Raw genomic sequence first — 11,159 nt, 5'->3', positions numbered from 1 at the left:
GTGGATAGTGACCAGCCACTAGTCACTAACAGAAGGCGGGGCTTCCCGCCGGTCTAGCTAACAAAGCCAATCCCCAAAGATCGAAAATGGCCCCCTGGCTGCGCCTCAGCCCCTCCATCTCTCCTGCAGCTTGAGCTCCATCTGCAGATCCCGCGCCGGGACAGGGTCAGCTTCCAGTCTTGCTGCCCATCTCGGCAGCTTGGATCAAGGCCCTGGCTCGCTGTTGATCCAACTTGGCTTGCAAGCGCTCTTGCTTGTCGCTGCTGGTATTCAAAACTTTGCTTGCTTCGTCCAAGAGGGCCTGAGCCGCTGCCTTATCCACTTTTTCACCCCGCTCTGCTCGGTTGACCAGGACGGTTACCTCGTTATTTTCGACTTCTGCAAATCCGCCCATGACCGCAATGGCCAACCACTTTCCATCGGCTTTGACCCGCATAACGCCATTGCCGATGGCGGTCAAGAGGGGGGCGTGCCCAGTGAGAATGCCCAATTGGCCCGAAGTGGCAGGGAGGATCACTTCCTCGCTGGGGGCATCCCAAACCGTGCGGTCGGGGGTAATCACACGAACCATCAGCGTCACGACAGATCTCCTGAGGGCTTGAACACTTTCGCGTCGGCGGTGCGGAGCACCCTGGTTTCGATCCTAGCGGATCCGGATCCCTGCAGCTTTGCCGGGTTCTCCTTTTGTCTTTATTCTCTCGGGGCAGCCACACTTAACCTGTGCATAACTTTGCCTTTACCTCAGGCTGGAAGGCAAGCGCTAAGGTGTTGTCGGGAACACTTATCTCTCGCCCCCACCTCAGCATTGACGGCCAGACCATTGCTGTTGGTTTGTAGAAGGGAGCCCAACGACCGGTGCGCCCAGTTTTCCTAGCGGAGCCAGCTTATGCCTGAAGCAATGCCTAGCCATTTTGCTGCCGGCCTGTCCACACGGGAGCGCCAGCTGCTAGAAGACCTCTACCGAAGCCGCAGTTTATCTCCCTACACTCCTGGCCAGGTTATCCCTCTGTTTCCTGAGGAATGGGTGATCGTCTGTCGGGGCGTGGTACAGTTGACCACCCTCTATCCCAATGGCGGTGAGGCGTTGTTGGGGTTTGCCGGCCCCTCCATGCCCCTGGGATCCCCTCTGACGATGCTGGATCCCTACCAAGCTAAGGCTTTGACGGCAGTTGATGTGCTGCGGCTGCCGGCAGCAGAGGTGGAAGCCTCAGAGATCCTGAGTCAAGGGCTGCTCAAGCAGGTGGTGCGTCGGCTGCGCCAAACCGAAGCATTGCTCGCCTTGGCCGGACGGCGGCGGGTAGAGGATCGGCTGCGCCAGTTGCTCTCCCTTTTGGCTGTGGAGCTGGGATCCCCGGTTGCAACAGGGGTGCGCCTGCAAGTGCGCCTTACCCACCAGGACTTGGCCAATGCCATCGGCACTACCCGGGTCACCATTACCCGTCTCCTAAACCGCTTTCGCCAGCAGGGCTGGGTTGCGGTGGACAAAAACCGGCACCTTGTCATCAAACTCGCCCACGCTCCGTAAAACCTTTAGAAACTGAGCAGGATCTGCTCCTAGGGCATGGCTGAAAGCTGGCAGTTTTTGGCTCGTAGTTAACTGCTGGGAGATGGAGCTGACGGGAGTCGAACCCGTGTCCGAGATGGGTACTGAGGGATCACTCATTCACAGGTTTAGCCTCTTTGACCCTCGAGGCGGGGATCGCCGTTTGGATCCCGGCGATGGGAGTTCTCCGCCTAATCTTAGTCTCTCCCTCGACGGAGCCAGAGTAGAGAGCTGCACCCGTTGGGGTTGTGATCCGCCCACTTAACGGGGTCGTGAGCAGATCCTCGAGCTCAGAGTAAGTTTTCGGTTACTGAGCCTTAGGCAGCCAAAGCAGCCGCTTTACGAGCAAAGGGTACGACGTTGTTCGCACGTACTTTTTTGAGCCTGGTGGTAACGGGATAAGCTCAATCCCGACCTGCCTCATGAACCCATGTTCGCCACCCCGTCGAAACCGTTACAGCCCCAGGGTTGACTTGAGTCCAGCATAGCAAGATTTTTGGGGATACGGCCAGAACCTTTGCGAATGTGACAGAAGCTTTGCTAATATGACGAAGCTGCAAACTTGGGTCGGTAGCTCAGCGGTAGAGCACTCGGCTTTTAACCGATTGGCCCAGGGTTCGAATCCCTGCCGACCCATGTCAGTCTTCTTCTTCCAAAATGCGGGGCACCTTGAAGAACATGTCTGCCCGGTCAGGGGCGTTGGCCAGGATCCCTTCGATATCGGGGTAGGGCTCAACTTCATCGGGGCGAGTGGGCAGTTCCATGTCCAGGACATGAAAGGTGGGCTCTACCCCCTCCGTGTCCAGCTCCTTCAGTTGCTCCACATAGGCCAAGATGTCTGTTAGCTGCTCTGTGAACTGGATCTCCTCCTCTTCGGTTAGCTCCAAACGAGCCAAGTGAGCAACATGTTGGACTTCTTCCCGTTGCAGCATCCTCTCCTCCGGCTCGCAGGTTATCGACTTAACTTAGTCTAGGGTAGTTGAGCGCAACCGTTCGCGTTAGCGGGACGGAGTCCTTCTGCAGGAAGGCTCAGTACACTTCCAGGTTGGCGCGCCCGGTGGTTTTCAGCCAGTTTTGGGCCTCGATGTAGTTGTTGGGCGCAATGCGAATGGCCCGAATCCAGTACTGGGCAGCCTCGTCGAACAGGGACTCTGCTGTTTCCTCATCCCCGGCTTGCAAGCTCAGCTCGCCCTTGTGGTGCAGCAGCACGGCAATGTTGTTCAGAGCAGAGCAAAGTCTTGGGTTCAACTCCAGAGCTTGGTGATAGTACTCCAGAGCCTTGTCCAGTTCGCCGTTGCTCTGGTAGATCAGGCCCATGTTGTAGAGGATGTAGCTGCGGTCTTCTTCCCCTTGCTCCAGGGCAAGGGCTTCTCTGTAGTTTTCTAGGGCCTCGGCATATTCTCCTTCGCTCTGAGCGGCCATGCCATCCCGGTAGTAGGCAAAGGCTTTCTTTTGCTCAGAACTCACCCCTGGCAGCAGCTTCAGGATCAGATCGGCCATGACGGTGAAGGTTTTGTCGATGAAGTTGTCGTTCTTCATGCTGCGCGGCATGGCTGACCCCTTTTAAGTTTAGGACTAAGGATCTCTACTCTTGCGTTGTATCACGCCCAAGGCGGGATCCGAAACACAACTCCATGAGGGCTCTGTCTCAGGCTACGGCAGGGGAACTGCAACGCTGTCGCGACGAGGCCACAAACGGCCTTGTCAAGGAACTTCCGACCTGTCAAGACTGTGTCGAAGAGCGCTTGCTCAGGCGCACAGGATGCCACTGCACGGTTTCGCCGGGGGAAACTTCGATCTCACAGGCGGTGTCGATCAGCCGCTGTGCCTGCGCTTGAGGGGTGGGATAGCGGGCCAGATCTGCATCCACCAAGTGGGGATGTTCCTGCAACAGCCGCATGAGAAACTCCTGCAATTCCTCGGGGCTGAGAAATTGCTCCGGCAAGCCCGGGATCAGCAGCACATAGTGGTTGGCAGCACGTAACAGTTCGGGTTCTGAGTCTAACATGGTGTGGGGTTGGGCGTCTTTTTTCCATCATGAACCAACGGGTTGCACCTCTCTTGATATCCTGAAAAAGACTTTCCTTGCTCTTGTCCTCCGTCTTGTTGGCGTTTGAGATCTGCTTTCCCTATGGCCAAGCCGCGCACCCTCTCTGGCATTCAGCCCTCTGGCGAACTGCATTTGGGCAACTACTTGGGGGCAATTAAAAACTGGGTGGCCGAGCAGGAGCACTACGAGAACTTTTTTTGCATCGTCGATCAACACGCCATCACCGTTCCTCAGGATCCTAAGCTGCTGAGGGAGCGAACCCGTTCGCTGTTTGCCCTTTATTTGGCCTGCGGTCTCAGCCTGGAGCATTGCGTGCTATTCGTCCAGTCCCATGTGCCTGCCCATACGGAGCTGGCCTGGCTGTTCAACACCATCACCCCCATGAACTGGGCGGAGCGCATGATCCAATACAAGGAGAAGAAAGAAAAACAGGGAGAGGAGACCAGCGTTGGCTTGTTCAGCTACCCGATTTTGCAGGCGGCGGATATTTTGCTCTACCAACCCAAGTATGTGCCAGTGGGGGAGGATCAGCGGCAGCATATTGAGCTGTGTCGGGATATTGCCCGCCGCTTCAATGACCGTTTTGGAGAGGTGTTTCTGATCCCAGAGGCCCTGATTCGTCCGGAGGGGGCGCGGGTAATGAGCTTGACCGATGGTACGCGCAAGATGTCCAAGTCGGATCCCTCGGATTTCAGCCGTATCCATCTGCTGGATGACCCAGATACCATCCGCAAGAAGATCCAAAAATGCAAGACCGACCCCATTCGGGGCATTACTTTTGACGATCCGGCTCGTCCCGAAGCCCACAATTTGTTGACGATTTACATGCTCACCTCCGGCAAAAGCAAGGAGGTGGTGGCGGCTGAGTGTGCCGAGATGGGGTGGGGGCAGTTCAAGCCCCTCCTTGCCGACAGCATCATCGCTGCCCTGGAGCCCATTCAGCAGCGCTACCGGGAACTGTGGAGCAACCCCGACCACCTGCTCGTTCTGATTCGGGAGAATGCCGCTAAGGCCCGGGCCATCGCCGAGCAAACGCTACAAAGGGTGAGAGAGGCCATGGGGTTCTTGCCCCCCTAAGGGATCCCTGCCCAAGCTTTGATCAGTCGGGGTTGCCATCGCGGATCTCGACGGTGCTCAAGGCGCTCACCAGCCAGTCTAAACCCAGCTCTGAGAGGATCCCTTTCCAGCCCAGGTGGAGGCGCTCCTGCCATTCTTGCCGGTGGTTAATCAAGTACACACAGACCAGAGTGATGCCCACTCCCAGCCATTGCAGCCGCGTCAGCGATTCCCCCAGAAAGGTGCTGCCAAACAGCAGGGCAAAGATGGGGGTGAGGAAGGTCAGGGAACTGAACTCGGTGAGGTTTTCCTGGGAGGCGAAATAGAAGAAGAGGGCATAGGCCAAGGCGCTCCCCATCACCGAAGCGTAGAGGAGGCCCAGCCAGTGGGTTCCGCTCAGGTGTTGCCATTGCTGAGTCTCCGTCAGTCCCGACAGCAGGATCAAGGGCAGGCTGCCCAACACCATGTGCCAGCCCGTCGCCAGCACCGGATCCGCTACCTCCGCCACCTTGGGCATCATCACGGTGCCGATGGCCATCGACAGGGAGGCCATCAACATCCAAACGACGCCGGCCCCCAACTGCAGGGATCCCTCGCCGGATAGGCCGATGAGGCCAATGCCGAAAACTCCCAGCCCCAGGCTCAGCCAGCCTAGGGATCCCATCCGCTCGCGGTAAAACCAGGTGGCCATCAGAGCCACCGCCAGCGGCTGCGAGTCAATGAGCACGGATCCCAGGCCTGCCCCTGTCTCTTTCAGCCCTTGGGCCAAAAATCCCTGAAAACAAGTGCCGTCCACTAGCGCAAACGCCAACACCCATAGCCAGCCGCGCAGCCCTCTGGGATGCCAGGCGTGAGAGGCCGCAGAGCCCCGCCCCTGCCAGAGCCGAAAGGCCAGAACCAGGATCCCTGCCGGCAACAACCGCAGAATGGCAATGAAGAGGGGGGTGGTCTCGGAGAGGGCGTCTCGCATCACCACCATTGCTGAGCCCCACAGGAAAAAGGGGGCAATCATCAGGAGGCGTTGCCAGATAGGCTGAGAGGACAGGTCAGACTGGGCCATGGGTGCTTCAAACTCAGAGACGGAAGTTAACCCCATGTTAAGCGCTGGGGCAGCTCAGTTACAAATCTTAACTGTTGATGCATGTTATGCCTGGCATGGGATCCCTGGAGGGCTTTCTCAACCTGGACAAGCCGGCGGGGCTCACCTCCCACGACTGTGTGGCAGTGGTGCGGCGGGTCTTGCGCACCCGCAAGGTGGGGCATGGGGGCACCTTGGATCCGGCGGCAACGGGGGTTTTGCCGATTGCGGTGGGACGGGCAACACGCTTTTTGTCGTTTTTGTCGGGGGATAAGGTGTATCAAGCAACCTTCCGATTGGGACAGCGCAGCGACACCGACGATGCCGAAGGGCAGATCCGGGTGGGATCCCCTTGTCCTGGGTTGAGTCGCGAGCAGGTAGAGCAGTGCTTGCGGGAGTTTACCGGCGAGATCTGGCAGGTGCCGCCCCTCTACAGCGCCCTTAAGCGCCAGGGGAAAAAGCTCTACCAGTTGGCCCGGGCCGGCGTGGAGGCTGCGGAACTCCAGTTGGAACCCCGACGGGTGGTCATTCGGCAACTGCGCATCCTGGGCTGGCGAGCCGGAGACTTTCCGGAAGTGGATCTGGAAGTTGCCTGTGGCCCCGGCACCTACATTCGTGCCCTTGCCCGCGATGTGGGGGAAAAATTGGGCTGTGGAGGGCTGATGAGCCGGCTGCGACGGCTGCAAAGTGGCCCCTTTCGCATCGCAGAAAGCCTGCCGCTAGAGAGATGGCGGGGATCCGCGGATCCCGCTGCCGCCCTGTTGCCCATTGAGTGGGGATTTGCCGATTGGGGTGCGGTACAGCTCTCTTCCGCCGAAGCGAAGCAGTGGCTGCAGGGTCGGGCCATTCTCCTCGACCGGCCTGTTGTCGATGCCCCTACTTTGCGGGTGCTGGATGAGGAGGGCAAGTTTTTGGGCTTGGGGTACGGTCAGGCAGGCCAGCTCAAGCCGCTGCGGGTGTTGTCGCCGGATCCCTAGAGTGTTGCAGAAAGGTTACATTTTCGTAACAACATTGGCCATTGTCTCAGAGGGAAGTGGGAAAGAAACCCCTGCATGCTAAACTTCTGAGGGCGAAGGGGAGCCTGAAGCGTCGCCGTTGCCGGGCTCTGGCTCGATTTTCCAAGGTTGACCTTTGGATGTTGTCCGGCAAAATCTCTTCTCATTTTTTCATCTCAAGCTACTTTGCAAAGTAAAGTCACAGGAACGGAGTTGGGGATATGCGGGATGCCGTAACCACGCTGATCAAAACCTACGACCTGACGGGCCGCTACTTGGATCGGGAGGCAATGGATGCGCTCAAGGCTTTTTACGACTCTGGGCTGCGGCGCATCAAGGCCGTAAACGTGATCAATCTCAACTCAGTGGATATCGTCAAAACGGCTGCTGCGGCCATGTTCGCCCAGGTGCCAGATCTCATTCGTCCGGGAGGCAACGCCTACACCACCCGCCGCTACGCCACCTGTTTGCGGGATATGGACTACTTCTTGCGCTACGCTTCTTACGCGCTGGTGGCTGCCGATAACAGCATTCTGGATGAGCGGGTGTTGGCGGGCTTGCGGGAGACCTACAACTCCCTCGGCGTGCCCATCGCCCCGACGGTGATTGGCATTCAAAACATGAAAACCCGCACCCTGGAGCTGCTTGGCTCCGGCGAAGACTACAGCTTTGTGGCCGAGCCCTTCGATTACCTGAGCGCTAAGCTGAGCGAAACCGATATCTAAACCGATATCTAAGCGCCTGCTCTTATTCGTCGGCATAGGGGTTTGGCGGCACCGGTATCGGCTCCACCTGCTCGGCAGCGATTACCAACTGAGATTGGCCATCCCGCTGCTCCACGGCCATGCGCCCCTCCAGACGCAGCCAACTGTCGGCAGTTAACTGCTCTGCCTCTGGCCAGCGCACCGGCAAGCCCACAGGGTAAGCATCGGCAGCACAGCAGCTAACCAAAAACCGGGCAATAACAAAGTGGTCGGGTCGCTCGTCGGGAATGACGAACCCCTGCACCCGCACCGGCTGGTTCTCATAGGTGTAGGGATCCGGGTAAACATCCAAGGTGCGCACCCAGTCCAGCAGAGTACGCTGACGGGGGTCGAGCTTGGGGCGAAAAGCCTGCGGCTGGCTACGAGATGCTCCCAGATAGGGAGATACCCCTCGGTTGAGGGCAGTTTGGCTGGAGAGCGGGCGTGGCTCGACCCAAAACCCCAGCAGGGCCGTCAGGATCAACAGTCCTGCGCCCAGCCGCGGCCCCAGTAGCGAGGAATGGACTTCAGAAGAAGGGACTTTGGCTCCTCGCCAACGGCCAATCCCCAAGCCCAACAGACACAGCCCGGCCAACAGCGCCACATTCACGTAGCCGGGATTGATCAACATCAGCAGGGTGCCCCGCCAGCGATAGACGATCAGCAGGATCCCTAGCAACATCAGCCCAGCCGCCTCCCAGTAGGCCGTATTGCCCCACCGCAACGGTTTGGACTCCGTCCCGCTGACGCGACCGACAGGCCGAGACATACCCTTGGTTTTCGCGTGCGGTTCCTCTGGATTTTGTTTTTCTCGAAGAGGACCAGAACTGCTTTTGGGCATGGGTTGCAGCTTTTTCACACCACTCCGAGCCTAAGTTTAGCAATCCTCGCGGAAGTGCCCACTGCCGGCGTTGGGGAATGCCTGTGCTGCCAATTTCCCAGTCACAGGTATCGGGTTGCCCGAATAAGGCAAGGACTCCGTCCCCCTAACGCGAACAGCAAAACATTTCGTTTGGCTCACGTTCTTTGATTGCCGTCTTTACAGCTTCAGGGATCCCATCATCAATTCAACAAATCCAGCCACAGATAACCTCACATTGGCACGGACTTTGGCGTGATAGACAGGGTTGCAGGCTGATGTATAAAGCCTAGGGAGTTGCTGCAATTTTGGCAGCCTGCTCTACAGTGGGATAGAGACAACTGAGATACCACACACGAATGTTGGCAAGGATACCTAGCTGGCTGCGGGGCGTGAGCTACGCCATCTATGGTTTTCTCTACCTGCCAATTCTGCTCATTGCTGTCTATTCCTTTAACCGCGCCCGCTTCGGGTTGGTGTGGACAGGCTTTACCTTCGATTGGTACTGGGCTCTCTTTCGCAATGCTGCGATCTGGCAGGCCACGCAAAATACCCTTGTCTTGGCTGGAGTCAGCACCCTGGTGAGCACGCTGCTGGGATCCCTTTTGGGCTATGGGCTGTACCGCTACCGCTTCCCCGGCCAGAAGGCTGTGCAGGGACTGCTGCTGTTGCCGGTGGTCGTCCCCGACATTGTGATGGCCATTACCCTGCTGTTGTTTTACCAGTTGGTGCGCGCCTACACCGGCTGGTTTGAGCTGGGCCTGGGGACGATGGTGATTGCCCACATCACCTTTCAGATTGCCTTTGTGGCCATCGTGGTGCGCAGCCGCCTGCAGCTTTTGGATCCGGCTTTGGAGGAAGCCGCCTACGACCTCTACGCCAACACCTGGCAGAAGCTGCGCTACGTCACACTGCCGCTGGCCATGCCAGGGATCCTGGCCGCGGCGCTGCTGGCCTTTACCCTCTCCATCGACGATTTTGTGATCTCCTTTTTCACCAGCGGGCCCGAAAGCCAGACCCTGCCCATTTTGATCTACAGCACGGCGCGGCGAGGGGTGACGCCGGAGATCAACGCCCTCTCCACCGTGATCGTCGCGATAACCTTGGTTGCCGTGATGGGCTTTCCCCTGCTCAGCCGCTCCTCTAGGGAGAGGGGCCGGGGGTGAGGGATCAAGTATTGAAATAGCGGGCCGCCGGGTGGTAGGCGACGATGGCGGTGGTGGACTGCTCAGGATCCAACTGGTCGCTTTCGTCCATCCTCAGGCCGATGCGCTCCGTCTGGAGCAGCTCCAACAAAACTCGCTGATCGGCGATGTTGGGGCAGGCGGGATAGCCGAAGCTGTAGCGGGAGCCGCGGTAGCCCTGGTGCAGGATCTGGCGGATGTCGGGGCTGTCCTCGCCGCCAAAGCCCAGCTCCCGCCGGATGCGGGCATGGCACCACTCCGCCAAGGCCTCTGCCAGGGTGACGGCCAGGCCGTGGAAATAGAGATAGTCGGTGTACTGGCCCTCGGCAAAGAGGTGCTGGGCGTAGGCCGTGGCCTCTGGCCCCACTGTAACTGCCTGCATGGGGAAGACGTCCACCAGGCCGGTGGAGCGGTCGGCGAAGAAGTCGGCAATGCAGAGGCGCTGGCCGCTCTTCTGGCGGGGGAAGGTGAAGCGGGCCAGCTCCCGCACCTGGGGAGAAAGCCGAGGGCGATCGACGGTGGGCAATTGCAAATAGGTGGTGGAGCCGGGCTCTAGAGCAAACAGCTCGGGGAAGCTGGCCGGGTCGAAGAGGATCACCGTATTCCCTTCCGCCTGCGCCGGGAAGTAGCCATAAACCACCTGCGGGCGCAGCAAGTCCTCGGTAACAATCCGCTCCTTCCAGCGCTCGATCACCGGCTCCACCTGGGTGGCGAGAAACTGGGCAAACTCCTCCGCCGACTGGTCGCGCGGCTTGCGGATCTGCCACTGGCCGGCCACCAGGGCCTGCTTGTCGATGTAGAAGAAGACCTCCGGCCAGGGGATCTGATCCGGCTCGAGAACTTGGGATCCCCAGAAGGGGGGGATGGGCCGCTCGGTATCGAGGGTAACCGCCTCGGAACGACGGGTGTCTGCCCCGCCGTCGCCAGCCGAGACAGCAGGGGCAGGAGCGGCGCCCACGGTCACCTCTGGAGCCGGCAAGGTGGGATCCCTTTCCTCCACGGCTGCCGCAGCTCTCCTCTGGCGGTTGTCAGAGCGGGATCCCAGCTCGAAGTTATCCAGAAAACCCAGCCGGTCATCCCAGCGCCCGGCCGCCTTGGCCTGCATCAGCCGATCCATAAAGTGCAGGTCGGCAAAGGCGTCGCGGCCGTAGATGACTTGGCCCTTGTAGGTCTGGCGGCAGTCTTCTTCCACAAAGCGGCGGGTGAGGGCCGCCCCTCCCAAGATCACCGGCACGGTAATGCCCCGCTCGTTAAACACCTCCAGATTCTCTTTCATAAAGGCGGTGGATTTCACCAACAGGCCGCTCATGGCAATGCAGTCGGGCTTGTACTTTTCGTAGGCCTCGATGATGTTTTCCACCGGCTGCTTGATGCCCAAATTGATGACCTTGTAGCCGTTGTTGGTGAGGATGATGTCCACCAGGTTTTTGCCGATGTCGTGGACATCCCCCTTGACGGTGGCGATCAAGAAGGTGCCTTTGCACACCTCCCCGCCTACTTTTTCCATGAAGGGCTCCAGGTATTTCACCGCCGCCTTCATGGTTTCTGCCGACTGCAGCACAAACGGCAGTTGCATTTTGCCGGCGCCAAAAAGCTCCCCCACCTCCTTCATGCCGTCTAGCAAAAAGGTGTTGATGATCTCCAGGGGGGG

At 58.9% G+C, this 11,159-nt stretch carries 11 protein-coding genes, 1 tRNA gene, 1 other RNA gene and 2 pseudogenes; 6 read left to right on the top strand and 9 right to left on the bottom strand.

Features of this window, described 5'->3' with window-relative positions; translation table 11 throughout:
• Positions 1 to 166 precede the first annotated feature (166 nt).
• A complete protein-coding gene (gene atpC, locus NW815_RS03980) occupies positions 167 to 580 on the bottom strand; it encodes an ATP synthase F1 subunit epsilon (protein WP_011433800.1) in 414 nt (137 codons plus the stop codon).
• Positions 581 to 886: 306 nt separating this feature from the next.
• Between atpC and NW815_RS03975 the strand changes: the two genes are divergently transcribed.
• On the top strand, positions 887 to 1,525 hold the full coding sequence (locus NW815_RS03975) for a Crp/Fnr family transcriptional regulator (RefSeq protein WP_011433798.1): 639 nt from the start codon (positions 887 to 889) through the stop codon (positions 1,523 to 1,525).
• 80 nt (positions 1,526 to 1,605) lie between these two features.
• On the opposite strand, the gene ssrA is transcribed toward NW815_RS03975, so the two are convergent.
• Positions 1,606 to 2,007, bottom strand: a transfer-messenger RNA (tmRNA) gene (gene ssrA, locus NW815_RS03970).
• Positions 2,008 to 2,107: 100 nt separating this feature from the next.
• Here ssrA and NW815_RS03965 point away from each other — a divergent pair.
• Positions 2,108 to 2,179 (top strand) — tRNA-Lys (locus NW815_RS03965).
• Between the two features lie 2 nt (positions 2,180 to 2,181).
• Here NW815_RS03965 and gatC read toward each other — a convergent pair.
• From gatC to NW815_RS03950, 3 genes are all read right to left on the bottom strand, one after another.
• Positions 2,182 to 2,475, bottom strand: coding sequence for an Asp-tRNA(Asn)/Glu-tRNA(Gln) amidotransferase subunit GatC (gene gatC, locus NW815_RS03960; protein WP_414330390.1), 294 nt, complete (start codon positions 2,473 to 2,475; stop codon positions 2,182 to 2,184).
• A 97-nt stretch (positions 2,476 to 2,572) separates the two neighbouring features.
• On the bottom strand, positions 2,573 to 3,094 hold the full coding sequence (locus NW815_RS03955; RefSeq protein ID WP_414388507.1) for a photosystem I assembly protein Ycf3: 522 nt from the start codon (positions 3,092 to 3,094) through the stop codon (positions 2,573 to 2,575).
• Positions 3,095 to 3,266: 172 nt separating this feature from the next.
• Positions 3,267 to 3,551: a chlororespiratory reduction protein 7 gene (locus tag NW815_RS03950; RefSeq protein WP_414388508.1), complete on the bottom strand. Its 285-nt coding sequence runs from the start codon at positions 3,549 to 3,551 to the stop codon at positions 3,267 to 3,269.
• Positions 3,552 to 3,674: 123 nt separating this feature from the next.
• Between NW815_RS03950 and trpS the strand changes: the two genes are divergently transcribed.
• Positions 3,675 to 4,670 carry a tryptophan--tRNA ligase gene (trpS, locus tag NW815_RS03945; protein WP_414331708.1) on the top strand — a complete coding sequence of 332 codons (996 nt, stop codon included), beginning with the start codon at positions 3,675 to 3,677 and terminating at the stop codon, positions 4,668 to 4,670.
• A gap of 22 nt (positions 4,671 to 4,692) precedes the next feature.
• On the opposite strand, the gene NW815_RS03940 is transcribed toward trpS, so the two are convergent.
• Complete coding sequence (locus tag NW815_RS03940) at positions 4,693 to 5,709, bottom strand: DMT family transporter (RefSeq protein WP_414388510.1); 1,017 nt, start codon at positions 5,707 to 5,709, stop codon at positions 4,693 to 4,695.
• A gap of 95 nt (positions 5,710 to 5,804) precedes the next feature.
• Here NW815_RS03940 and truB point away from each other — a divergent pair, with 95 nt between their 5' ends.
• Both truB and apcB read left to right on the top strand, forming a co-directional pair.
• Complete coding sequence (truB, locus tag NW815_RS03935; protein ID WP_414388516.1) at positions 5,805 to 6,704, top strand: tRNA pseudouridine(55) synthase TruB; 900 nt, start codon at positions 5,805 to 5,807, stop codon at positions 6,702 to 6,704.
• A gap of 239 nt (positions 6,705 to 6,943) precedes the next feature.
• Entirely contained in the window at positions 6,944 to 7,447 is a 504-nt protein-coding gene (apcB, locus tag NW815_RS03930; protein ID WP_011433791.1) for an allophycocyanin subunit beta, read from the top strand.
• A 22-nt stretch (positions 7,448 to 7,469) separates the two neighbouring features.
• Here the strand turns inward: apcB and NW815_RS03925 are convergent, their stop codons facing one another.
• Positions 7,470 to 8,234 carry a TIGR03943 family putative permease subunit gene (locus NW815_RS03925; protein ID WP_414388512.1) on the bottom strand — a complete coding sequence of 255 codons (765 nt, stop codon included), beginning with the start codon at positions 8,232 to 8,234 and terminating at the stop codon, positions 7,470 to 7,472.
• Positions 8,235 to 8,683: 449 nt separating this feature from the next.
• Between NW815_RS03925 and NW815_RS03920 the strand changes: the two genes are divergently transcribed.
• On the top strand, positions 8,684 to 9,490 hold the full coding sequence (locus tag NW815_RS03920) for an ABC transporter permease (RefSeq protein ID WP_414415735.1): 807 nt from the start codon (positions 8,684 to 8,686) through the stop codon (positions 9,488 to 9,490).
• Between the two features lie 4 nt (positions 9,491 to 9,494).
• Here NW815_RS03920 and NW815_RS03915 read toward each other — a convergent pair.
• A pseudogene (locus NW815_RS03915) lies at positions 9,495 to 10,418 on the bottom strand (vitamin B12 dependent-methionine synthase activation domain-containing protein); the annotation flags it as partial.
• Between the two features lie 143 nt (positions 10,419 to 10,561).
• Positions 10,562 to 11,159: pseudogene (locus tag NW815_RS03910) on the bottom strand (cobalamin-dependent protein); the annotation flags it as partial.

It is taken from the genome of Synechococcus sp. R6-7 (genome assembly GCF_047461695.1).
Lineage (GTDB): Bacteria > Cyanobacteriota > Cyanobacteriia > Thermostichales > Thermostichaceae > Thermostichus.
Note: the sequence above shows the minus strand (reverse complement) of the source record. Positions and strands in the feature narration are given on the sequence as shown.

Excerpts from the sequence above, each read along its gene's own strand:
- NW815_RS03975 (WP_011433798.1), top strand. The coding sequence starts at position 887 with ATGCCTGAAGCAATGCCTAGCCATTTTGCTGCCGGCCTGTCCACACGG.
- gatC (WP_414330390.1), bottom strand. The coding sequence starts at position 2,475 with ATGCTGCAACGGGAAGAAGTCCAACATGTTGCTCACTTGGCTCGTTTG.
- NW815_RS03955 (WP_414388507.1), bottom strand. The coding sequence starts at position 3,094 with ATGCCGCGCAGCATGAAGAACGACAACTTCATCGACAAAACCTTCACC.
- NW815_RS03950 (WP_414388508.1), bottom strand. The coding sequence starts at position 3,551 with ATGTTAGACTCAGAACCCGAACTGTTACGTGCTGCCAACCACTATGTG.
- trpS (WP_414331708.1), top strand. The coding sequence starts at position 3,675 with ATGGCCAAGCCGCGCACCCTCTCTGGCATTCAGCCCTCTGGCGAACTG.
- NW815_RS03940 (WP_414388510.1), bottom strand. The coding sequence starts at position 5,709 with ATGGCCCAGTCTGACCTGTCCTCTCAGCCTATCTGGCAACGCCTCCTG.
- truB (WP_414388516.1), top strand. The coding sequence starts at position 5,805 with ATGGGATCCCTGGAGGGCTTTCTCAACCTGGACAAGCCGGCGGGGCTC.
- apcB (WP_011433791.1), top strand. The coding sequence starts at position 6,944 with ATGCGGGATGCCGTAACCACGCTGATCAAAACCTACGACCTGACGGGC.
- NW815_RS03925 (WP_414388512.1), bottom strand. The coding sequence starts at position 8,234 with ATGTCTCGGCCTGTCGGTCGCGTCAGCGGGACGGAGTCCAAACCGTTG.
- NW815_RS03920 (WP_414415735.1), top strand. The coding sequence starts at position 8,684 with ATGTTGGCAAGGATACCTAGCTGGCTGCGGGGCGTGAGCTACGCCATC.